Annotated in this window: 24 protein-coding genes; 12 read left to right on the top strand and 12 right to left on the bottom strand. The window is 73.1% G+C overall.

Annotated features, from left to right (window positions below; genetic code table 11):
* Positions 1–199 precede the first annotated feature (199 nt).
* The 4 genes from ACQKQD_RS13480 (at position 200) to ACQKQD_RS13465 (ending at position 3,797) form a co-directional block, all read left to right on the top strand.
* Positions 200–454, top strand: coding sequence for a DUF6894 family protein (locus tag ACQKQD_RS13480; RefSeq protein WP_020096048.1), 255 nt, complete (start codon positions 200–202; stop codon positions 452–454).
* Positions 455–1,477, top strand: coding sequence for a Holliday junction branch migration DNA helicase RuvB (ruvB, locus tag ACQKQD_RS13475; protein ID WP_427508592.1), 1,023 nt, complete (start codon positions 455–457; stop codon positions 1,475–1,477).
* Between the two features lie 67 nt (positions 1,478–1,544).
* Complete coding sequence (locus ACQKQD_RS13470) at positions 1,545–2,165, top strand: glutathione S-transferase N-terminal domain-containing protein (RefSeq protein WP_020096319.1); 621 nt, start codon at positions 1,545–1,547, stop codon at positions 2,163–2,165.
* 60 nt (positions 2,166–2,225) lie between these two features.
* Positions 2,226–3,797, top strand: coding sequence for an ABC transporter substrate-binding protein (locus ACQKQD_RS13465; protein ID WP_091981473.1), 1,572 nt, complete (start codon positions 2,226–2,228; stop codon positions 3,795–3,797).
* Between the two features lie 31 nt (positions 3,798–3,828).
* Here the strand turns inward: ACQKQD_RS13465 and ACQKQD_RS13460 are convergent, their stop codons facing one another.
* A complete protein-coding gene (locus ACQKQD_RS13460) occupies positions 3,829–5,742 on the bottom strand; it encodes a putative bifunctional diguanylate cyclase/phosphodiesterase (RefSeq protein WP_427508591.1) in 1,914 nt (637 codons plus the stop codon).
* Positions 5,743–6,188: 446 nt separating this feature from the next.
* Between ACQKQD_RS13460 and ACQKQD_RS13455 the strand changes: the two genes are divergently transcribed.
* Both ACQKQD_RS13455 and gph read left to right on the top strand, forming a co-directional pair.
* Positions 6,189–6,533, top strand: a complete 345-nt coding sequence (locus ACQKQD_RS13455; RefSeq protein ID WP_091928236.1) for an MliC family protein — start codon at positions 6,189–6,191, stop codon at positions 6,531–6,533.
* A 141-nt stretch (positions 6,534–6,674) separates the two neighbouring features.
* The gene (gph, locus tag ACQKQD_RS13450) at positions 6,675–7,373 is read left to right on the top strand and encodes a phosphoglycolate phosphatase (protein ID WP_427508590.1); all 699 of its coding nucleotides are present in this window, start codon (positions 6,675–6,677) and stop codon (positions 7,371–7,373) included.
* Positions 7,374–7,380: 7 nt separating this feature from the next.
* Here the strand turns inward: gph and rclC are convergent, their stop codons facing one another.
* The 4 genes from rclC to ACQKQD_RS13430 all read right to left on the bottom strand — a co-directional run bounded on the left by rclC (position 7,381) and on the right by ACQKQD_RS13430 (position 10,258).
* Positions 7,381–8,004, bottom strand: coding sequence for a reactive chlorine resistance membrane protein RclC (gene rclC / locus ACQKQD_RS13445; RefSeq protein WP_020096314.1), 624 nt, complete (start codon positions 8,002–8,004; stop codon positions 7,381–7,383).
* 36 nt (positions 8,005–8,040) lie between these two features.
* Complete coding sequence (locus tag ACQKQD_RS13440) at positions 8,041–8,388, bottom strand: carboxymuconolactone decarboxylase family protein (RefSeq protein ID WP_020096313.1); 348 nt, start codon at positions 8,386–8,388, stop codon at positions 8,041–8,043.
* An 87-nt stretch (positions 8,389–8,475) separates the two neighbouring features.
* Complete coding sequence (locus ACQKQD_RS13435) at positions 8,476–9,459, bottom strand: cupin domain-containing protein (RefSeq protein ID WP_427508589.1); 984 nt, start codon at positions 9,457–9,459, stop codon at positions 8,476–8,478.
* An 85-nt stretch (positions 9,460–9,544) separates the two neighbouring features.
* Positions 9,545–10,258 carry a TetR/AcrR family transcriptional regulator gene (locus ACQKQD_RS13430; protein ID WP_427508588.1) on the bottom strand — a complete coding sequence of 238 codons (714 nt, stop codon included), beginning with the start codon at positions 10,256–10,258 and terminating at the stop codon, positions 9,545–9,547.
* A gap of 165 nt (positions 10,259–10,423) precedes the next feature.
* Here ACQKQD_RS13430 and ACQKQD_RS13425 point away from each other — a divergent pair, with 165 nt between their 5' ends.
* The 4 genes from ACQKQD_RS13425 (at position 10,424) to ACQKQD_RS13410 (ending at position 14,302) form a co-directional block, all read left to right on the top strand.
* Positions 10,424–11,629 (top strand): acyl-CoA dehydrogenase family protein, encoded by a 1,206-nt coding sequence (locus tag ACQKQD_RS13425; protein ID WP_427508587.1) that lies wholly within the window; start codon positions 10,424–10,426, stop codon positions 11,627–11,629.
* Positions 11,630–11,739: 110 nt separating this feature from the next.
* The gene (gene bktB / locus ACQKQD_RS13420; RefSeq protein ID WP_427508586.1) at positions 11,740–12,918 is read left to right on the top strand and encodes a beta-ketothiolase BktB; all 1,179 of its coding nucleotides are present in this window, start codon (positions 11,740–11,742) and stop codon (positions 12,916–12,918) included.
* 17 nt (positions 12,919–12,935) lie between these two features.
* On the top strand, positions 12,936–13,976 hold the full coding sequence (locus tag ACQKQD_RS13415) for a phosphotransferase family protein (RefSeq protein WP_427508585.1): 1,041 nt from the start codon (positions 12,936–12,938) through the stop codon (positions 13,974–13,976).
* Complete coding sequence (locus ACQKQD_RS13410) at positions 13,973–14,302, top strand: DUF6285 domain-containing protein (protein WP_056524493.1); 330 nt, start codon at positions 13,973–13,975, stop codon at positions 14,300–14,302. The genes ACQKQD_RS13415 and ACQKQD_RS13410 overlap by 4 nt, the downstream gene beginning before the upstream one ends.
* A 138-nt stretch (positions 14,303–14,440) precedes the next feature.
* On the opposite strand, the gene ACQKQD_RS13405 is transcribed toward ACQKQD_RS13410, so the two are convergent.
* The 6 genes from ACQKQD_RS13405 to ACQKQD_RS13380 all read right to left on the bottom strand — a co-directional run bounded on the left by ACQKQD_RS13405 (position 14,441) and on the right by ACQKQD_RS13380 (position 18,567).
* Positions 14,441–14,836, bottom strand: coding sequence for a CsbD family protein (locus ACQKQD_RS13405; protein WP_427508584.1), 396 nt, complete (start codon positions 14,834–14,836; stop codon positions 14,441–14,443).
* 80 nt (positions 14,837–14,916) lie between these two features.
* Positions 14,917–15,120 (bottom strand): CsbD family protein, encoded by a 204-nt coding sequence (locus tag ACQKQD_RS13400; protein ID WP_020096305.1) that lies wholly within the window; start codon positions 15,118–15,120, stop codon positions 14,917–14,919.
* A 97-nt stretch (positions 15,121–15,217) separates the two neighbouring features.
* Positions 15,218–16,141, bottom strand: coding sequence for a hypothetical protein (locus ACQKQD_RS13395; RefSeq protein WP_020096304.1), 924 nt, complete (start codon positions 16,139–16,141; stop codon positions 15,218–15,220).
* A 105-nt stretch (positions 16,142–16,246) separates the two neighbouring features.
* Positions 16,247–16,750, bottom strand: coding sequence for a CsbD family protein (locus tag ACQKQD_RS13390; RefSeq protein ID WP_427508583.1), 504 nt, complete (start codon positions 16,748–16,750; stop codon positions 16,247–16,249).
* A 90-nt stretch (positions 16,751–16,840) separates the two neighbouring features.
* Complete coding sequence (locus ACQKQD_RS13385; protein ID WP_020096302.1) at positions 16,841–17,011, bottom strand: CsbD family protein; 171 nt, start codon at positions 17,009–17,011, stop codon at positions 16,841–16,843.
* Between the two features lie 95 nt (positions 17,012–17,106).
* Positions 17,107–18,567, bottom strand: a complete 1,461-nt coding sequence (locus tag ACQKQD_RS13380) for a helix-turn-helix transcriptional regulator (protein ID WP_427508582.1) — start codon at positions 18,565–18,567, stop codon at positions 17,107–17,109.
* A 260-nt stretch (positions 18,568–18,827) separates the two neighbouring features.
* Here ACQKQD_RS13380 and ACQKQD_RS13375 point away from each other — a divergent pair, with 260 nt between their 5' ends.
* Together ACQKQD_RS13375 and ACQKQD_RS13370 are read left to right on the top strand one after the other, a co-directional pair.
* Positions 18,828–19,247, top strand: coding sequence for an RNA polymerase subunit sigma-70 (locus tag ACQKQD_RS13375; RefSeq protein WP_244540840.1), 420 nt, complete (start codon positions 18,828–18,830; stop codon positions 19,245–19,247).
* A 383-nt stretch (positions 19,248–19,630) separates the two neighbouring features.
* Complete coding sequence (locus tag ACQKQD_RS13370; RefSeq protein WP_427508581.1) at positions 19,631–20,014, top strand: hypothetical protein; 384 nt, start codon at positions 19,631–19,633, stop codon at positions 20,012–20,014.
* Between the two features lie 64 nt (positions 20,015–20,078).
* Here the strand turns inward: ACQKQD_RS13370 and ACQKQD_RS13365 are convergent, their stop codons facing one another.
* Positions 20,079–21,407 carry an alpha-amylase family glycosyl hydrolase gene (locus ACQKQD_RS13365; RefSeq protein ID WP_427508580.1) on the bottom strand — a complete coding sequence of 443 codons (1,329 nt, stop codon included), beginning with the start codon at positions 21,405–21,407 and terminating at the stop codon, positions 20,079–20,081.
* Between the last annotated feature and the right edge of the window lie 131 nt (positions 21,408–21,538).

The following is a 21,538-nucleotide window of genomic DNA, read 5'->3' as shown; positions in this document are numbered from 1 at the left end:
GGCGGTGAGGCGTCTCGCCCGGTAAGCCCGCGGGGCGCGCGGTGTTCCGGGCCGATCCCATCGGCCGCAGCCGGAAGGCCGGACGCGGGCCGCGCCGAGGCCGCCTGCGACGCTTCGCCGGGGCTGGATCCCGCCGGTTTGAGAACATATAGTGAACAAAGGAGCAGCGCCGCGCGGGGCGGCCGAGGAGGAGCGAGGGATGGCCAAGTACCGGTTCCACTGCACCAACGGCCTCGAATGCGTGTTCGACGCCCGCGGCACCGAGGTGCGCGCGACGGCGCGCCTCGTCGACCGCGCCCGCAAGGTCGCCTCCGACGTCCGGCGCTCGCTGGCCAACCGCACCGACTGGGCCGAGTGGCGGGTGAGCGTGCACGACCTCTCGGGCCGGCGGGTCCTGGTGCAGCCCTTCGTGCAGCCCTTCGAGAAGGCGTCGGGTCGCGCCAGGGCGGCCTGAATGGCGACGCCGATCAGGACGGTCGCGCAGGGGTCCGGTGCCGCGGCCGCGGAGCCGGATCAGACGATCCGCCCGCTGAGCCTTGCCGAGTTCATCGGTCAGCGCGCGGCGCGGGCGAACATGCAGGTGTTCATCGAGGCGGCGAGGAAGACCGGGCAGGCGCTCGACCACGTGCTGTTCGTCGGTCCGCCGGGGCTGGGCAAGACCACGCTGGCGCAGATCGTGGCGCGCGAGCTCGGCGTGAACTTCCGCTCGACCTCCGGGCCGGTGATCGCCAAGGCCGGGGATCTGGCCGCCCAGCTCACCAACCTGGAGGAGCGCGACGTCCTGTTCATCGACGAGATCCACCGGCTCAACCCGGCGGTCGAGGAGATCCTCTACCCGGCCATGGAGGATTACCAGCTCGACCTGATCATCGGCGAGGGCCCGGCGGCGCGCTCGGTCAAGATCGAGCTGCCGAAGTTCACGCTCGTTGGGGCCACGACGCGGGCGGGGCTGCTGACGACGCCGCTGCGCGACCGGTTCGGCATCCCGATCCGGCTGGAGTTCTACGAGATCGATGAGCTGGAGCAGATCGTGGCGCGCGGCGCGCGGGTGCTGGGTCTGGGCATGTCGGCGGAGGGCGCCAACGAGATCGCCCGTCGGGCGCGGGGCACGCCGCGGATCGCGGGGCGGCTCTTGCGGCGGGTGCGGGACTTCGCGGTGGTGGCGGAGGCCGAGACGGTGACGCGGGCGATCGCCGACCGGGCGCTGCAGCTCTTGGACGTGGACGGTGCGGGTCTCGACGTGATGGACCGCAAGTACCTGAGCCTGATCGCGCGCGCGTTCGGGGGCGGGCCGGTGGGGATCGAGACGATCGGGGCGGCGCTTTCGGAGCCGCGGGACGCGATCGAGGACATCATCGAACCCTACCTGATCCAGCGCGGCTTCGTGCAGCGCACACCCCGCGGACGCGTCCTCACCCGACACGCCTACCGGCATCTCGGCCTGCCGGAGCCGGAGCCGGCCCCGGTCGCCGCCTGAGCGCCGGCCGAATTGCCGGATCCCGTCACGGGCCCTAGCTTCCCTCGGCACAGCGGAGGCGCCCGCGATGATCGATCTCTACGCCTGGAACACCCCCAACGGCCGGAAGATCAGCGTGGCGCTGGAGGAGATGGCGCTGCCCTACCGGGTCATCCCGGTCGACATCACGCAAGGGGCGCAGCACGCGCCGGACTTCCTGGCGATCAGCCCGAACAACCGCATCCCCGCCATCGTCGATCCGGACGGGCCGGACGGGTCCCCGATCCCGGTGTTCGAGTCCGGGGCGATCCTGCTCTACCTCGCCGAGAAGACCGGCCGCTTCCTACCCGAGGACCGGCGGCAGCGCGTCGCCGCCCTGGAATGGCTGATGTGGCAGATGGGCGGCTTCGGGCCGATGCCCGGCCAGGTCCACCACTTCCTGTCCGTCGCGGAGGCCGACCGCGCCTACGGGCTCGCCCGCTACAGCAAGGAGACGCACCGGCTCTACGGCGTGCTGGACCGGCGCCTCGCGCAGGTCGCGTACGTCGCGGGACCGCTCTCGGTGGCGGATTTCGCGATCCTCGGCTGGGCGTGGCGCCACGAGCGCCACCAGGTCGACCTCGCCGACTACCCGCAGGTCCGGCGCTGGTACGACCGGATGATGGAGCGCCCCGCCGTGCAGCGGGGCTTCGCCGTCCCGCTGAGCTGAGGCGGGGCGCCCCCTGGTCCGGCGTTTGCGACGCCGGGATCCACCGTTCGGGGAGTGACTATGAGGCGACGCACCTTCCTGGCCGCGGGGGCCGCGGCCCTGGCGGCCCCCTCCGTCGGGCGGGCGCAGGGCGCCCGGGTCCTGCGCATGGTCCCCCAGGCGAACGTCACCTCCATCGATCCGATCTGGACGACGGCGATCGTGACCCGCAACCACGCCTACGTGGTCTACGACACGCTGTTCGGCCTCGACGCCGACCTGCGGCCGCAGCCGCAGATGGCGGCCGGCCTCAAGGTCGAGCAGGACGGGCGCCGGGTGACGATCCCCCTGCGCGCGGGCCTGCGCTTCCACGACGGCACGCCGGTCCTGGCGCGGGACTGCGTCGCCAGCATCCGGCGCTGGGCGGCCCGCAACGGCTTCGGCCAGACCCTGATGGCCGCCACCGACGAGCTCGCCCACGACGGCGACACCGACATCGTGTTCCGGCTGAAGGCACCGTTCCCGCTCCTGCCGCAGGCGCTGGCGAGCGTGAGCCAGCCGGCCTTCGTCATGCCCGAGCGGGTCGCCCAGACCGACCCGTACAAGCAGATCACCGACGCCACCGGCTCCGGGCCGTTCCGCTGGAAGGCCGACGAGTTCAACTCGGGCAGCCTGATGGTCTACGAGCGCCACCCCGGCTACGTGCCGGCGCCCGGCACACCGAGCCTGACGGCCGGCGGCAAGGTCGCCCATTTCGACCGGATCGAGTGGCGGATCATCGCCGACGGCGCCACCGCGGCGGCGGCCCTGCAGAACGGCGAGATCGACTGGTACGAGCAGCCGCCGCCCGAGCTCCAGCAGCTGCTCGCCCGCAACCGCGACATCGTGGTGGAGGGCCTCGACCGGCTCACCAACCCGGCGATCCTGCGGATGAACCACCTGCAGCCGCCCTTCGACGACGTCGCGGTGCGCCGGGCGGTGCTGCCGGCGATCGTCCAGAGCGACTTCATGGCGGCGATCGTCGGCGACGATCCCGGGGCCTACGACGACCGCTGCGGGATCTTCACGCCCGGCACACCGATGGCGAGCCAGGTCGGCCTGGAGGCGCTCACCGGGCCGCGCAGCCTGGAGGCGGCCCGCGCGGCGCTCAGGGCCTCGGGCTACGACGGCGCGAAGATCCGGCTGATCGGCCCCACGGACCTGCTGGCGCCCGCGGCGCTGACCCAGGTCGCGGCCGACCTGCTCCCCCGGATCGGCTTCAACGTCGACCTGGCCCTGAGCGACTGGGGCACGGTGATCCAGCGGCGCGTCTCCCGCGAGCCCGTCGAGAAGGGCGGCTGGTCGGTGCTGCTCACCACCTTCTCGTCCTTCGACAACGCCGACCCCGCCGCCCTGCAGCCGCTCCGGGCCAGCGGGCCGAACGCGTGGTTCGGCTGGCCGTCGGTGCCGCGGCTGGAGGCGCTCCGGACCGCGTGGTTCGCGGCCCCCGACGCGGAGGCGCGCCGGGCGATCTGCGCCGACATGCAGCGGATCGCCCTCGAGGAGGTCGTGTTCGTGCCGGTCGGCTCCTACCGCTCGATGACGTCCTACCGGCGCGACCTCACGGGCCGCCTCCCGGGCTTCCCGATCCTCTGGAACCTCCGGCGCGCCTGAGGGCGCGGCTCCGCCTCGCGCCGGGGCCGCCTCAGGCCCTCCGGCGCACCGTGCCGGCCGCTGCCTCTGCCGCTGCCTTCGCTTCCGCCGCGCCCTCGCGCTCCAGCCGCTCCAGCAGGTCGCCGAGGGGCATCGGGCGGCCGATGTGGTAGCCCTGGGCGTAGCGGCTGCCGTGCCGCCGCGCCACGTCGAGCTGCGCCTCCGTCTCGATCCCCTCGACGATCCCGTCGAGGCCGAGGTTGCGGCACAGGTCCAGGATCGTGGAGACGAGGCTGCAGCCCCGGTCGGTGTCGATGTCGGCCATGAAGCCGCGGTCGATCTTGATCTTGTCCAGCGGCAGGCGGTGGACGTAGCCCAGGCTGGAATAGCCGGTCCCGAAATCGTCGAGCGCGATCTTGATGCCCAGGCTGCGCAGGGTGGTGATGGCCGCCTTGGCGTGGTCGAAGTCGCGCATCAGGGCGGTCTCGGTCAGCTCGAGCGTCAGGCGGCGCGGGTCGATGCCGCTGCCCCGCACCGCCGCCAGGATCGACAGGACGGTCTCGGGCGAGGCGAGGTCGTGGGCGGACAGGTTGAAGGACAGGCCGGTCCCGGGCGGGAGCTGCGCGCAGTCGGCGAGCGCCTTGCGCAGGAGCAGCAGCGTCACCGTGTGGATCATGCCGCCGCGCTCGGCGGCCGCGATGAAGCGGTCCGGCGCGACGCGGCCCAGCGTCGGGCTCGTCCAGCGCGCCAGACCCTCCACGAAGGCGGTCCGCCCCGTGGCGAGGTCGAGGACCGGCTGGTAGTGCAGCACCATCTCGGCGGCGAGGTCCGCCGTCCGCAAGGCCGTCTCCACCGCCTGCTCGGCGCGGATCGCGTCCTTGTGCTCCTGCGAGAACAGTGTCGTCGCGCCGCGCCGCTGCTCCTTGGAGTGGTAGAGCGCGTAATCGGCGCGGTCGAACAGGGCGTCGGCGTCGTGCGAGACCCGGCAGGGCAGGGCGAGCCCGCCCGAGCAGCCGGTGACGACCTGGATGTCGCCGATCCGGATCGGCCGCTGCAGCGCCGTGCAGACGCCGTCGCAGAAGGCGAGCGCCGCCGCGGCCGAAGCCGGCGCGCGCAGGATCACGCCGAACTCGTCGCCCCCCAGCCGCGTCACCACCACGTCCGCCCCCGCGAAGGCCGCGAGGCGCCGGCCGGCCTCCGCCAGGACGCGGTCGCCGACATTGTGCCCGTAGGTGTCGTTGATCGGCTTGAACCGGTCGAGATCGAAGATCGCCAGGGCGAAGGCCATGTCCGCCCCGGAGGACGACCGGAGCGCCTCGTCGAGCTTCTGGAAGAAGTAGCGCCGGTTGGGGAGGCCGGTCAGGCTGTCGGTCTGGGCGAGGCGTGCGTTCTCCTCCGAGAGCCGGCTCGCCACGGCCTGGGACGCGACGAGGGCGACGAAGGCCCGGTAGTTGGTGTTGAGGATGCGGACCATCACGGCCGTGACGAAGGCCGTATTGGCCGCGATGGCGAGGAACACGTGGTTCCCGCTCGTCACGCAGCAGAACAGGAACACGCCCATGACGATGCCGGTGACCAGGAAGGCCGCCAGCGGCAGGTAGGTCAGGCAGAAGATGCAGGCGATCACCGTGACGGCCACGAAGATCGCGACGTGGCCCTGCTCGTAGGGGCCGCCGAACGTGTTCAGGACCATCGCCCAGATCACGAAGGCGACGGAGAAGAAGACCGTGAGCACCGTCGTCCGCCGCAGGTGGCGGGCGGCCTGCGCCTCGTCCAGGGCCTCGGGCCTCAAGCGCCACCAGTGGATCGCGCGCAGGAGGCACAGCGCGATCACGGTCCCCGGGATGCCGAGGGTCAGGTAGGCGGGCGCCAGACCGTAATGCGTCACCGCGAGGGCGCCGGCATTGACCGAGAGCAGTCCGTAGAGGGACGGGATATGCTTCTGCAGTTCCGCGAGCTGACGCATGGCCGTCAGACCCGGGGCGGATGCGGTCGACCTCCCGATCAATATCGAGAAAGGATATTTCGGACGGTTCATCGAAGCTGCGTCTGAGAGATTGCCATATTATTATACTCCTAACATTAAAGAGATATTTAAGCCGCGAGCTGTCACGGCGGTCGTCCACGGCTCTATTCCCCGCGCCGGACCGCCGCATCGCGGCGCTCGGGAGACAATCCGCCGGGCGGGCGAGCCGACGATTTACCGCTTTCGTCCCAAGTTGAGCGGGAAGTGATCCGGTTCGACTTGTATCGAGGATCGTACAATTGCCTCGCTGCTCCATCTGCTCTTCCAGGGACTGGTGGATGGGGGTCGGCCGGCCGCCTCGCGTGCCGTCGGCGCCGATTGCCCGGACAGGACATCCCGGCGATGATCGTCGTCGCGGCCGCGGCCGCGGGGCTCAGGAGAGGCCGATGAGAATCCGTGTCCGCGTCGCCCGGCTGGCGATCCTCGTCGGCGGGCTGCTCGTGGCCGCCGCGCCCGCGCAGGCCGAGACGATCGACGTGACCTTCGCCTGTCCGAACGGTCGGACGCTGGCCGTCACCTTCCTGAACGCCGCGGGGCCGGAGCGGGCGGTTGTCCGGCCGGACAACGGCGCCGCCGTCACCCTGCCGGTGCAGCTGAGCGGGTCGGGGTTCCGCTACGCCGACGCCACGCACGAGCTGCGGGGCAAGGGGCGGTCGGTCACGTGGACCGACGGCGCCGGCACGCCGGTCACCTGCACCGACCGGACGCCGGCCGACGCCAAGCCGCGCTAGGCTGCCCGAGGGATGCTCGGGGGGGCTCGGGGCGCGTGCCGGACCCTGGCCCGGCAGCGCCGGACCCGCTAGGAACCGCCCGTCCCGGAGATTGAGGCGTCGGCGTCCCGCCGCGCGTCGCCCGCGACGCGGAGACGTTCCTTGCCCGCGCCCGCGCCCCCGTCGCGCTTCGACGCCGTCCTCCTCGACCTCGACGGCACCCTCGTCGACAGCCTGGCCGATCTCCGGACGGCCCTGAACGCCACCCTGGCGCGGGAGGTTCTGCCGCCGGTCGGGACCGCCGCGATGCGGGCCATGGTGGGCGACGGCGCGGTGGCGCTGCTGCGGCGCGCCCTGCGGGCTTCGGGCGGCGATCCGGAGCGGGCGCCGGACCTGCTCCCGGCCTTCCTGGCCGTGTACGAGCCGCTCGCGGCCGCCGGCACCGCCCTGTTCCCCAACGCCGCCGCGGCGGTCCGCGACCTCCGGGCGGCGGGCTACGCGCTGGCGATCGTCACCAACAAGCCGGCCCGCGCCACCGGCCTGATCCTCGACGCGGTGGGGCTGGCGCCGCTGATCGACACGGTCGTGGGCGGCGACACGCTGCCCGAGCGCAAGCCCGATCCCGCGCCGCTGCGGGAGGCCCTGCGTCGCCTGCGGGTCGAGCCCGGGCGGGCCGTCATGGTCGGCGACATGCACCACGATATCGCGGCCGCCCGCGCCGCCGGCACCGCCGCCATCCTGGCCCGCTACGGCTACGGGCGCCCGGACGACGCGCGGACCGCCGACGCCGTCCTCGACGACATCGGCGGCCTGCGGGCGATGATCGGGGCGCTGCCCGCGGGCGGCACCCCGGCCTCCTAGGGGGCTCCTAGCGGCTTGCCGCGAGGTCGAGGCGGGCGGGGGCGCCCGGCGCCCGGGCCTGCCGCTCGAGGACGGCGCGGGCGCTGTCGGCGAGGACGAGCCACGCGCCGGCCATGAGGGTGACGTCCTTGAGGACGAGACGGCCGGCGCCCGAGAGGTAGGGGAAGCCGTGCTCGGCGTCGCCGAGCGCGGCGACCCAGGCCTCGGGGGTGGTCACGAGGAACGACAGGGTCACCACCGGGGTGAGGAAGGCCAGCACCGCGCCGGCCAGACCCAGCCGCCGCGACGCCAGCCCGACGAGGACGAGCAGGCCGATCAGCAGCTCGACCGTGCCGAGTCCGCGGGAGAACGCGTAGGTGTGGTTGGCCGTCTGCCACGCGCGGGCGGCGAGGTTGAGCTCGCCCTCGTGGGTGAGGTGCTGCGCGTACTGGTCGGGATGGGCGTAGAAGAACGCCATCACCGGGCTGTTGGCGACGAAGGGCGTGATGCTGTCGGCCTCGTAGGGCACGAACTTGAGCGCGCCGATCCAGAGGAAGATGACCGCGATGGCGACCCGCATGGCCTGGAGGCCGAGGCGGTTCGAGCCCGGCCCGGAGACGAGGCCGAGGACGCGGCGAACCTGCGTGTTCATGGCACGATTCCTTGCTCAATCGGATGGGGGGAGGGGCTACGCCTCGGCGGAGGCCGCGAAGGCGTCGAGCGCGCGGGTCGCGTAGACGACCGCGGCACCGGCATTGAGGCTGGTGGCGACCCCGAGGGCCTCGGCCAGCTCGGCCTCGGTGGCGCCGAGCTTGCGGGCGGCGTCGGTGTGGACCGTGATACAGCCGTCGCAGCGCAGGGAGATCGCCACCGCCACCGCGATCAGCTCACGGGTCTTGGCGTCGAGCTGGCCGGTCTTCTGGCCCGCCGTGCTGAGGGTGCCGTAGCCCCGCACCGTGTCGGGGCTGAGCTTGGCGAAGTGTCCGACGCCGGCGGTGACCTGCTGGCGGTAGCTGTTCCAATCGATCATGTGCATGACGACCTCCTTCGTGATGACGAGGAAGGTAGTCGGGGCCGGCCGCGCCCTCGATGACCGCGCGGCGCAGGCCGATGACCGGGCGGATCAAACCGCCTGCGGGGGCGCCTCGGCCTGCCGCGCCTGTCCGGGGCGGATCCCGTACTTGCGCAGGAACGCCCGGCTGAGCGCGGGCGCGGACTGGTAGCCGACCTCCGCGGCCAGACGGTCCAGCGGGACCGTCTCGGTGCGCAGGCGGTGATGGGCGAGCCCGAGCCGCAGGTCGGTGAGGAATTCCAGCGGGGCGACGCCCGCGGCGGCGCGGAAGGCGCGCACGAGGCTCGCCCGCGACGCGGCGGCCGTCGCGGCCAGTTCGTCCAGCGTCCAGGGATGCACCGGGTCGCGCACCATCGCGAGTACCGCCCGGGCGGTGAGCGGCTGCCCCAGGAGGCGCAGCAGGCCCTCGGCCGGGGCCGACGCCTCGAGATGCGCGCGGAGCATCATCATGAACAGCGCGCTCGCGAGGTTCTCGGCGACCGCGACCGACCCGGCGCGGAGGTCGTTCAGCTCCTCGCGGATGCCCGCCAGGAGCGGCGCGAACCGGGTGGCCAGGGGCTCGGTGCCGACGCTCAGGACGAGGAGGTCGGGCAGGGCGGTCACGATCAGGGTCTGGGGCGCCGCCTCGAAGGCCAGGCGGCCGCAGATCAGCTCGACGTCCGGCTCGGCCCCGACGGTGGTCTTGAACCGCAGATCGTGCGCGTGGCGGACCGCGACGGGCAGGGGCGTCGACGGCGGCGGCCCCGCGCCGTGGAACAGGTGCGCGTCGCCGCGCGGCAGGAGCAGGATGTCCCCGGCCGCGACCTGCAGCGGCGCGCCCCCGGGCCGCCGCAGCGTGGCGCGGCCGCGCGTCACGAGGTGGAAATAGGCCTGCCGCGTCGGCTCCGGCGCGTGCGGGGCGGCCCAGTCGCCGCCGAACCGGCAGACGTCGTCCAGGTGCGGTTGCACGCGCAGCAGCGGCGCGAGGCCGCTCAGCGGATCGTCGATTCCGGCGGTTCCGTGTGCGTCCGCGCGGCGCCCGATCGGTCCGGCCATGCTCCCCGCGCTCCGGAATGCCCTCCGAGCCCGGCATAAGGGCGCGCGGCGGCCTCGACCAGGGGTGTTCGTCCGCCGCGCCGGTTCAGGCCGCCGCGATGGCCTTCTCGACGAAGGCGGTCACGCCGGCGATGTAGCGCTGGATCGGGATCCCGCGCTTCCGGTGCTTGGCCCGCTTCACGTACCAGTCCTGCAGGAGCGGCTTGATCAGCGCCGCGGTGAGATCGACGTCGGCGACCGCGAAGACGCCCGCCGCCGCCCCGCGGGCGAGGACTTCGGCGAAGATGCGCTCCGTGGCGGCCTCGCTCTCCGTCGCCATCGTCCGGGCGGGGGCCGGGAAGCCCTTCGCCTCCATGAACGCGAAGACGAACCAGGGCTGCATCGCCTCGGTCAGGCGGATATGGGTCTCGATCAGCCAGCGCAGATGCGCGGCCGGATCCGCCGCGAGCCCCGCCGGGGCCTGCCGCAGGACCGCCTCCGCCGTCTCGGCCACCTCGGTGAGGATCATCACCAGCAGCGTGTTCTTGTTGTCGAAGTACGAGTAGAGCCCGCCCATGCTGAGCCCGGAGGCCCGGGCGAGGTCGCGCAGGCTCGTCTCGTGGAAGCCCTGCCGGCTCGACAGCTTCAGCACCGCCTCGATGATCCGCGCGAGGTTGGCGACGGCGACGTGGTCCTTCCGGACGCTGATCCGGTCCCGGTGCCGCGCCAGGATCCGCGCGCAGATCGCCTCGGTGGCGTAGGCGTCCTTCGCCGGAAGGTGCGCCGGAAAGTTCGCCGGAAGAGCGTCTGCGGGGCTCATCGATCCATCGTCGCTCCGTCGTCGTTTCGTCGTCGCGCCAGCCCGCGGTGGCCACGACCGGGAGCGGCTCCCGAGGTCTAGTCCGTTGCCAGGCGCGAATCCAGGCGATAAAAAGCGAGCGCTCGCTCGATTTTCGTCGTCGGCACCGACCCAGGAGGTGGGCCCGTGGATTTCACCATCTCCCCGCGCGTCGAGGATTACCGCGCCCGGATCGCGGCCTTCGTGGACGCGCACATCCTGCCGCTGGAGGCGGATCCGGCGGCCTATGACGGCCACGGCAACATCAGCCTCACCGAGCTGACGCGGCTGCGCGGACTCGCCCGCGCAGAGGGCCTGTGGTGCCTGCAATTGCGGCCCGAGACCGGCGGCGCCGGGCTCGACAAGGTCGGCATGGCGGTCTGCTACGAGGCCATGAACCGCTCGATCTTCGGCCCGGTCGTGTTCAACTCGGCCGCGCCCGACGACGGCAACATGATGGTGCTGGAGAAGGTCGCGACCCCGGACCAGAAGGCGCGCTGGCTCGCGCCGATCGTGGACGGGCGCGTCCGCTCGGCCTTCGCCATGACCGAGCCGCATCCCGGCGGCGGCTCCGATCCCGGCATGATCCAGACCCGGGCCGAGCGCCGCGGCGGCGGCTACGTGGTCACTGGCCGCAAATGGTACATCACCGGCGCCGAGGAGGCCGAGCACTTCATCCTGATGGCGCGCACCTCCGACGACGCGCGCAAAGGTCTGACCGCCTTCCTGTTCCACAGGGACCAGCCCGGCTGGCGGATCCTGCGCCGCATCCCGATCATGGGGCCGGAGGAGCATGGCGGCCACTGCGAGCTGCTGTTCGAGGGCCTGGAGATCCCGGCCGAGAACGTCCTGATGAATGAGGGCGACGGCCTGAAGCTCACCCAGATCCGCCTCGGGCCGGCGCGGCTGACCCACTGCATGCGCTGGCTCGGCCTGTCGAAGCGCTGCGTCGAGATCGCCCGGGCCTACGCGGCCGAGCGGCACGGCTTCGGGATCCGGCTGGCCGACCGGGAGAGCATCCAGCTGATGCTGGGCGACCTCGCCATGCGGATCGAGATCGGCCGCCTCCTGGTGATGAAGGCCGCCTGGGCCCTCGACCGGGGCAGCTTCGCCCGGAAGGAGGTGTCGATGGCCAAGGTCCACGTGGCCAACCTCCTGCACGCGGCCGCCGACACGGCGATCCAGATCAACGGCGCGCGGGGCTACTCCACCGACACGCCCCTCGAGTGGATCTACCGCTACGCCCGGCAGGCGCGCCTCGTGGACGGGGCCGACGAGGTCCACAAGATGGTCCTGAACCGCAATCTCGAGGCCGAGGGCGACGCCTTCTGGTCGTGGGACGTCGGGGCCTGAGCGTCGGGGCCTGAGCGTCGGGGCCTGAGCGGGGCCGACACCGTCCGCCCGCCGCGCGGGGCGCGTCGGCAGGCCGAGCCAGACAGGGAAGCCGAGAGGAAGCCGAGAGTATGACCGAGGTCGTGATCACAGGCGCGGTGCGCACCGCGATCGGCACGTTCGGCGGCGCGCTGGCCGGCACGCCGCCCTCCGTCCTCGCCGCACGCTGCGTCGCGGAGGCGCTGCGCCGCGCCGGGACCGCGCCCGAGACGGTCGGGCACGTGGTCCTCGGCAACGTCATCCCGACCGAGCCCCGGGACGCCTACATCGCCCGCGTCGCGGCGATGGAGGGCGGGATTCCCGAGGAGGTGCCGGCCATGACGGTCAACCGCCTCTGCGGCAGCGGCCTGCAGGCGATCGTCTCGGCCGCGCAGTCCATCCTGCTCGGCGACGCCGAGACGGCCGTGGCCGGCGGCGCCGAGAGCATGAGCCGCGCCCCCCACCTGCTGACCACCGGGCGGACCGGGTCGCGCATGGGCGACGCCGTGCTGGTCGACTACATGCTCGGCGCGCTGACCGACCCGTTCGGCAACGGCCACATGGGCGTCACCGCCGAGAACGTGGCCGCGCGCTACGCCGTCCCCCGCGACGCGCAGGACGCCTTCGCGGCCGAGAGCCAGGCCCGCGCCGCGCGGGCGATCCGCGAGGGCCGGTTCCGGGAGCAGATCCTGCCGATCGAGGTCCAGCGCCGGCGCGAGACGGTGGCCTTCGACACCGACGAGCACCCGAAGGCCACGACCGCCGAGGACCTCGCCAAGCTGCGCCCGGCCTTCTCCAAGACCGGCAGCGTCACGGCCGGCAACGCCTCGGGGCTGAACGACGGCGCGGCGGCCCTCGTCCTGTCGAGCGCCGCGCGGGCCGCGCGCGACGGCGCGACGCCCCTCGCCCGCATCGTCGGCTACGCCCACGCCGGCGTGGACCCGTCCGAGATGGGCATGGGCCCGGTGCCGGCGGTGCGGCGGCTGCTGGAGCGGACCGGCCTGCGGGCGGCGGATTTCGACGTCGTCGAGTCGAACGAGGCCTTCGCGGCGCAGGCCTGCGCGGTTTCCCGCGCCCTCGACCTCGATCCCGACAGGGTCAACCCGAACGGCGGCGCCATCGCCCTCGGTCACCCGATCGGCGCCACGGGGGCGATCATCACCGTCAAGGCCCTCTACGAGCTGGCCCGGACCGGCGGCCGCTACGGGCTCGTGACCATGTGCATCGGCGGCGGCCAGGGGATCGCCATGGCCCTCGAGCGCGTCCCGTGACGCGGTCCTGAGGCACCATGCTGGACGCGGATCAGAGGACGGCGCTCTGCGCCTGGATCGGCCGGACCCTGGGGGCCGGGTCGGTCGCGCTCGACGACGCCCGGCCGCTGACCGGCGGCTCGATCCAGGAGAACTGGAAGCTGTCGTGCCGGGTCGACGGCACGCCCCGGAGCTTCGTCCTGCGCAAGGACGCGGCCGCCACCATCGCGTCGAGCCGCTCGCGGGCGGAGGAGTTCCGGATCCTGCGCGCCGCCTTCGCGGCCGGCGTGCGGGTGCCGGAGCCGGTCGGCTTCTGCGCGGATCCGGGGGTGGTCGGGGCGCCCTTCGCGCTGATGGGCCTCGTCTCCGGGATCGGGCTGGGGCCGCGGGTGGTCAAGGACACGAGCCTCGGCGGCGACCGCGCGGCCTTGGCCGAGCGGCTCGGCCGCGAGCTCGCCCGGACGCACGGCATCCTGCCGGTGGCCGGCCCGGGAACCGCCCCGGCGGACGACCTCGCCTTCCTCGGCGCGCCCGAGCCGGAGCCGGCCCTGGCCGAGATCCGCGCGCTCCGGGCGAGTCTCGACGGGATCGGCGCCGCGCGCCCGGCCCTCGAATGGGGCCTGCGCTGGGCCGAGCTCCACGCGCCGCCCTGTCCCCGGCCGGTCCTGGTCCACCGCGACTTCCGCACCGGCAACTACATGGTCGATGCCGAGGGCCTGACGGCGATCCTCGACTGGGAATTCGCCGGCTGGGGCGACCCGGTCCAGGATATCGGCTGGTTCTGCGCCGCCTGCTGGCGCTTCGGCCGGCCCGACCTGGAGGCCGGCGGCATCGCCCCGCGGGCCGCCTTCTACCGCGGCTACGAGGCCGAGAGCGGGCGCGCGATCGAGCCGGAGGCGGTGCGCTACTGGGAGGTCATGGCGCATCTGCGCTGGGCGGTGATCGCCCTGGAGCAGGGCCACCGCCACGTCTCCGGTCAGGAGACGTCGCTGGAGCTGGCGCTGACCGGCCGGATGGTGCCCGAACTCGAGGCCGCCATCCTGCGCGAGACCGCGCCCGAGCGGTGGGGAGCCCGATGAGCGAATCCTTCCCGGACGCGCCCGCGGGCGCCGCCCTCCTGTCGGTCGCCCGGCAGAGCCTCCTCGACGAGGTCGCGCCGGCCCTGTCGGGGCGCCAGCGCTACGTCCTGCTGATGGCCGCCAACGCGATGGGCGTGGTCATGCGGGAGATCGCGCAGGCGGGCGCGGCGGCCGGGGCCTGGGAGCGGGCGCTGGGCGGCGCCGGATCGCCGGCCGAGCTGGTCGCGGCGCTCCGCGCCGGCCGGCGCGACGGGGACGCGGCGCTCCACGCCGCGCTCGTCGAGACGACACGGATCGCCGCCGGCATCTGGAAGGCCCCGGGCTAGCGATCCCGGGCTCCGGATCCGGGCGTCAGTAGGTGCGGCCGGTGCCCCGGCGCCGGTCGTAGCGGCGCCCGAGATAGGCGATGAGCTTCGGCACGATGAAGGTCGTCAGGAGCTTGCGCAGCATCGGTAAACCCTCCGTCAGCGGGTGCGGCGGACGAGCCATCCCGCCGCGAAAGCGACGGCGGCGAGGCCCAGCAGGGTGTTGGTGCGGTTGGCGTCGGCCGTGCGGATCGCCTGCCGGCCGTAATCGGCGCCGCGGCGGCGCGCGTCCCGGGCGCGGTCCCGGCCCGCGTCGATCAGGTGGTCGGCCCGTCTCCGGGCGGCCTCGGCCAGATGGCGGCCGTTCTCCGCCAAGTCCTCCGTGAGGTCCTCGGCGCGGTCGCGGGCGCGGCCGTAGGCGTACTGCGCCCCGCCGGCCACTTGGTTGACGGCGCCGCGCACTTGGCGTCCCGGGTCACCGGTCAGGCCGCCCAGGGCGGTCTGGGCGCGGCCCTTGAGGTGGCGGGACGCGCCGCGGATCTGGTCGCGGTTCATGCAGCTCTCCTGGTGTCGGGGGAATGGAGCCCCGCCTCGGCCGGGGCGGCGGCGCCGGGGAGCCGGCGCCGCGGGACGGATCAGTGCTTGCCGGTGATCTTGTCGGCGACGGACTTGGCGCCGTCCTTGACGTCGCCGACGGTCTTCTGCGCCTCGCCCTTCAGCTCCTGCGCCTTGCCCTCGGCCACCAGCTTGTCGTTGCCCGTCGCCTTGCCGGCCGCCTGCTTGACGTTGCCCACCGCCTCGTTGGCCAGGCCCTTGATCTTGTCGGTCGTGCTGCTCATCGCGTGTGCTCCTGCTTCGCTGGTGAGGCCGGTCTCCCCGGCCGGTGGTGGCCCCCGCGATCGGCGCGGGGGCCGGTGAAGGTGTCAGAGGGAGGTGTCAGACGCGCCGGGTCTCGTATGCGCCGAGCAGGGTCGCGGGCTTGGGCGCACCCATCCGGCCGCCGACATACGCCGCCAGCGCACCCAGGATCAGCGCCAGCGCGGCGTAGAACGCGCCCTGCGTGGCCGCCGACTTCGCCGTCACGGCAGCGGCCTCGGCCTTCTGCTTGGCGCTGGCCACCGCCTGCTCGTACTGCTTCTGGTAGTCGTCGATCTGCGCCTTGGCCTGATCCGGCGTGATGCCCTGCGCCTTGGCCAGGGCGTCGGCGGCGCGGGTCTTGGCCTGCTCCTTCTGGGCCGGGTCACCGGTCAGGACCGCCTTCACCGCCGCCACGGCCGCGTCCTTGGCGGCCTGCGGGTCCTGGCCCGCGGCCTGCTGACGGACCTTGTCCTCGATGCCGTCGAGCGGGTTCGAGATCTTCGACAGCGACGGCGCCGCCGCCTGGGCGGCGGTCTGCACCGTGCCGCCGACGAGGTTGCCGGCGCCGCCGAGCGCGCTCGAGACGGTGCCGAGCGTGCCGCCGACCAGGCCGCTGGCGGCCGAGGTCAGCATGTACAGCACCACCAGAGTGGTGACCGCCCAGGAGACCAGCCCGTGCAGGGCGGCCGCGCCCGGAAGGGCCTTGCCCGAGAGCCGCCCGGCGATGAGGCCGCCGGCCAGCGAGGCGACGAGGCCCGAGGCGACGAACCACGCGCCCGCGCCCATGGAGACGGTGGAGGCGGAGGGATTATCGGCGGCGGTCGTGCCGACCGAGGCCAGCCCGACGCCGACACCGACGAGGTTGATGATCACCTGGGTGACCAGCGCGGTCACGGCGCCGGCGAAGATGGCGCCCCAGGAGACTTGGTTGAGCAGGACGGCGCGCGTGTCGGCGTGCGCGTCCGGGGCGAGGGGCGTTGCAACGGTCTGGATGGTGGTCACGCTGTCACTCCGGTGGTGGATCGCTGAAATTCGTGGGGCCGCCGGCCCCCGGAAGGAAGGCCCGGGGGTTGCCGGGACGCGGCTCAGTCGCGGCTCAGTCGCGGCTCAATCGCGGCGGGCGCTGACGAGCAGGCCGAGGCCGAAGCCCGCGATGCCGGCGATGAGCAGGGCGGCGAGCGGATACTCGGCGACCTGCTGGCCGACCTCGCGGGTGCCGCGGCGCAGGGCGTGGCTGCCGCGCGCGTAGGCGTCCTCGGCGTAGTCGTACGCCTCCTCGGCGGCGTGGCGGACGCCGCGCTCGGCGCGGGCGTACTGATCCTGCGCGGCGCCCTGGGCGCGGCGGGCGCGGGCCTCGACGTCGTCGGCCCCGAGATCGTCGACGGCGTCGCGGACCCGGCCGCCGAGGTCGCGGGCCGCGTCGGCCACGTGGTCGGCCGCGTCGCGCACGGTGTCCTTGGCCTGGCTGTAGAGGGTCTCGGCCTGTCCGGCGGCCTCGTGGGCGCGGCCCTCGACCGAGTCCCGCCGCGAGCCGGTCAGGTCGCCGAACGCGCCCTGCACCTTGCCGCCGAGTTCCCGGGCCGCGCCTGTGATCCGATTGGTATCGACCATGTCGTTCTCCTTCGTCGTCGCGTCGGCGACCGCCTCCGCGATCGCGCTCGTCGTGGGGGCGCCTCACCGTGAGGCGCCGGGTGACGTCCGTCAGCGCGGGCCGGAGCCCGCGGGCCCGGAGCCGGCCTTCGATCCGGGCGCGTCGCGCTTCTGGCGCCGGCCCTCGGTCTCCGTCCGGGCATCGCCGGTCAGCTTGCCGATGGCCTCCTTCACCGAGCCCTTGAGGTGCTCGGCGGACGGTGTCTTCCTGTCTTCGGTCATGGGCGCCTCGTCATGCGTGAGAAAACCCTTGCCGAGCAGAAGATGTACGCCGGGCGCGCCGGATCAATGGTGTGGTTGTACCAGTATGGCGGTATTCATCCGTCGGAGATGTTCAGGGGAAAGCCGTTCTCGCGCCCCCAAACGACTGCCTCGCTGCGCTTGTGGATGCCGATCTTGCGGTACAGGGCGGCGCCGTGATTGCGCACCGTGTTGCGCGACAGCCCGAGCTTGCGCGCGATCGCGTCGTCGCCGAGCCCCGCGCAGATCAGGTTGAGGATCTGGCGCTCGCGCACGGTCAGGTTCGGCGCCGCCGCGTCGCCGCCCTCCCGGGCCGGCCGGCGCAGGTTCGCCAGCTTCTCGATCAGCCCGCGGCTGAACCACGACGTGTCGGCCATCACCGTCTCGATCGCGTCGAACAGCTCCCGCTCGGAGTGCTTGCGCGCGGTGATGTCCTGCAGCACCAGCAGAACGAAGGCCGTCTCGTTGATCTCGACCCGCTCGGCCGAGACCAGGCAGTCGAGGTTCGCGCCGCTCTCGTGGCGCAGGCACACCTCGAGACCCAGCACGTAGCCCTGCCGCTCCAGGGCGGCCTCGACCTGCAGGCGCTGCTTCTCGGCGACCCACAGGCCGGCCTCCTCCAGCGAGCGGCCGATGACGCGGTCCCCGCCCAGGCCGAAGACCCGGCTGAACGCCTCGTTCACGCCCGTGACCTGGCCGTCCTCGGCCCGCACCAGCACGGTCGGGATCGGCGTCATCCGGAACGCCTTGGCGAAGCGCTCCTCGCTCTGGCGCAGGGCGGCCTCGGCCTTCCGGCGCAGTTCCAGGTCCGCGAAGGTGAACAGCATGCAGGGCTCGTCGCCCATCTCGATCGGCTGCCCGGCGACGATCACGAAGCGGCTCCCGCCGTCGGGCAGGTCGAGGCAGGCCTCCATCTGCGGGATCGTGCCGCCCGCGTTGAGCCGCGCGACGGCGAGGTCGCGGTTGCGCGCGCCGGCCAGGACGTCGACCTCGTAGACGCTGCGGCCGATGACGGCGTCGCGGGTGTGGCCGGTCATCTCCAGGAAGCCGTGATTGACCTTGACGTGGCGCAGGTCGGACAGCCGCGTGATCACGGCCGGGGCCGGGTTGGCGTTGAAGGTGCGCTCGAACCGCTCCTCGGCCTCGAACTGGTCGGAGACGTCCTTCAGGATCAGCGCGAGGCAGCTCGGGTTGCCGTCCCGGTCCGTGGCCACGAGGCTGCGCAGCGAGTGCACGAAGTCCATGTCGGGCTTGTCGGCCCGCCGCACCTCGACCACCACGTCGTGGAAGCGCTCGCCAGCGATCACGCGCTCGATCGGGTACTGGTTGGGCGTGATGTGGTTGCGGTAGCGGAGGCAGAAGCGGTCGCGATAGGCGTCGACGGTGGAGCCGAGCTCGTCGAGGCTCTCGGCACCGTGCATCGCCAGGGCGGCCGCGTTGGCGTAGGCGATGGTCTGGTCGGGCTCGACCAGGATCACGCCCTCGCTCAGGCCGGCGATGATCTGCCGGAGCTCATGCCTGTCGACGCCCGCCGTCACAGCTTCTGCACCCCTTCACGCGGTCACTGCCCTGTCGGCAGCGGGGCACAAACGGGTTGCGCACAAGCCGGTTCCCTCATCTAAGTTATTTTCCTGGTATACGCGCACCATTGACGCGGGCGTTTTGAGCCAAAGATAAATGCTCGCAACGCCGCGACGCCGTTCCCGTGCGCTCTCGGCCCCCCTTCCCAGAAGACGTGGCCATGCCGACCGTGCAGGATATTGACCGACTAGTGCGGGGGCCCGCCGAACACGGGGACGTGATCTCCGCACCGGGTGCGACATCATGTGCGGGTCGGCGCGAGAATTTTCCAGAAGTTGCAGAACTTGAGGAAACTTCGCGTCTAAGACGCCTGCTCGACCGCCTGTCGGAGGCCGCGGACGCCGCGGAGGCCGAGGGGCAGGTCCCGGTCGGCTTCGGGGCGGCGCTGGTCGACGCCGTGCCGGACCTGCGCCGCCGCGCGCTGACGCTGACCCGCGACGCCATCGCGGGCGATGTCCAGGGGGACGACCTCGTCCGGCTCACCCTCCTGAAGGCCTGGGAGCGCCGGGCGGCGTTCCGGCCCGGAACCGGGATGCCCGCATGGCTCGACACGTTCCTGCGCAGCCGCCCCGCGGGCGGCCGCGCCGGGCCGACCGGCCTGTCGCGGAACGGCGTGTCTGCCGGGATGGCCCGCTGAGACATGTCGGCGCGTGGCATCCCGCGGAGCCGGTGAGAAACACGGCGTACTGGTAAAAATATCTCATTCCCACGAATGTGTTAGGCCCCATATCGCGGTCGTGGAACGCGCCGTGCGCCGTCGGGCGCCGCCGGGTTCCGCGCCCCTTTTCCGAGGTTGTGCCGGGCGGATGGCCCTCTTGTCCGGCACGGCCGCGAGGCCGGGCGCCCGCGCCGCTCCGGGCGCGCGTCCGGCCCGTTGCCCTTTCACCCCGTGCTCCGGCTCCCGACGCTCCGTCGGGCGACCGCACCGACTGACGGTCCGCCCGCGCGCCGTGCCGCGCGACGGATCCGCCCGGCACGGAGGAATCCCATCCGAGATCCGAGACCATCACTGAGGAGACGATGACCCGACTTCGCGCCGCACGGCTCGCGCCCGCCCTGATCCTGACCGCCTGCATGACCGTCTGCGCCGCGACGGGAGCCTCCGCGGCCAACCGGTTCGACGGGTCATGGTCGGTCATCGCCACCGCGGAGAGCGGGAGCTGCACGGGGCCCTACAGCTATCCCATCGTGATCCGGGACGGGACCGTGGACGACGTCGGCGGCAACGGCGTCGACGCCTCCGGCCGGGCCGGGCCGGACGGCCGGATCACCGGCACGATCCGCAAGGGGCTGGCCAGCGTCTCGGTCACGGGCCGCCTGCGCGGGTCCGCCGGGACCGGCCGCTGGACTTTGTCCGGGCTCGGTGCCTGCGCGGGGCGCTGGACGGCCCGCCGCACCGGCTAGGGAGAGCGGGCGGTCGGCCCCTTTCCGGCCCCTTTCCAGCCCTTTTCCGGCCGAGGCGCGGCGGTCACACGGTCAGGACGGCCCAGCCGTGGGCCGGAAGGGTCACGCGGGCGCCGGTGCTGCCGGCCTCGGCGAGATCGCCGGTGCCGGCCTCGATCGCCCGGGCTTCCGGCACCGGCAGCGTCGCGTCCGCGTCGGCGAGGTTCAGGGCCGTCAGCACCCGCGCGCTCCCGTCGCCCAGCGCGAGCACGATCTGCGCGTTGGCGAGGTGCAGCGCCCGCGCCCGCGCGCGGTGGAGCCCGGCGTGGCGCCGCCGGAGGGCGATCAGGTCCCGGTGCAGCCGGTAGATCGGCCAGCCGTAGGTAGCGAGATCCGCGGGCGTCGGCGGGAAGGCCGGCCGGATGGCGTCGTCGCCGCCGACCCGCTCCTCCTTCACGCCGCGGAAGGCCTGCTCGTCGCCGGCGTAGATCGAGGGCGTCCCGCCGCAGGTCAGCAGGATCGCCAGCGCGTGCGGCAGGTGCCGCTCGTCGGTGAGCCGGCTCGCGATGCGCGTCACGTCGTGGTTGCCCACGAAGGTCAGGGGCGCGAACCTGTCGAGAAGGCTGTTGTGCCGGTCCAGGGCGTGGGCCAGCTCGAACAGGTTGCGATCGTTGAGGGCGCTCCAGATCGCCTTCCAGAGCTCGTACTGGGTCACCGAATCCATGCCGGTGTCCTGCACGATGCGGGCGTAGTCGCCGTGGATCACCTCGCCGACGATGTAGGCCTCCGGATGCGCGAGGCGGACCTGCCGCAGCACGCGCGCCCAGAAGCGCGGCGGCACCGCGTAGGCCGCGTCCAGCCGCCAGCCGTCGGCGCCCCGGGCGAGCCAGTGGCCCATGACGGCGGCGACGTGGTCGGCGATTCGCGGGTCGTCGTGGTTGAGCGTGACGAGCTGCCGGTGCCCCTCGAAGCAGGCGTAGTCCGGCTCGATGCCCGGGCCGGAGCCCCGCGGCCAGGACAGCCGGAACCAGCCGGCCCGCTCGGATTCGGGCCCGTGCCGCAGGACGTCCTGGAAGGCCGGGTGCGCCCGCCCGATATGGTTGAACACGCCGTCGAGCAGGACGCGGAGGCCGCGGGCCCTGGCCGCCGCGACCAGGGCGTCGAAATCTGCCGCGTCGCCGAGGCGCGGGTCGATGCGGAAATGGTCGACCGTGTCGTAGCCGTGCGTGGAGGCCGCGAAGATCGGCCCGAGCGCCAGCCCGGACGCGCCGAGCTCGACCGCGTAGTCGAGCCAGCCGTGCAGGTGGGCGAGGCGGTGCGTGACCGGTGCGGCCGGATCGGCTTCGTCGGGGGCTCCGACGAAGCCGAGGGGAAAGACCTGCCACCAGACTGCCTGTTCGATCCAGGACGCCACGCGACCTCCTCCGTCTCCGATCGGGACCGAACCCTGCCGCGCCGCGATGGTTGCAGGCTCGCCGCCGGCCCGGACGCGGCCTCGGCTCGCGGCGGGGGATCTCCGGGCAGCCCGGACCGAGACCTGGAGCC

This window comes from Methylobacterium sp. NPDC080182 (assembly GCF_050281105.1).
Lineage (GTDB): Bacteria > Pseudomonadota > Alphaproteobacteria > Rhizobiales > Beijerinckiaceae > Methylobacterium.
The sequence above is the reverse complement of the archived record's forward strand: the minus strand, read 5'-3'. Positions and strand labels throughout refer to the sequence as shown.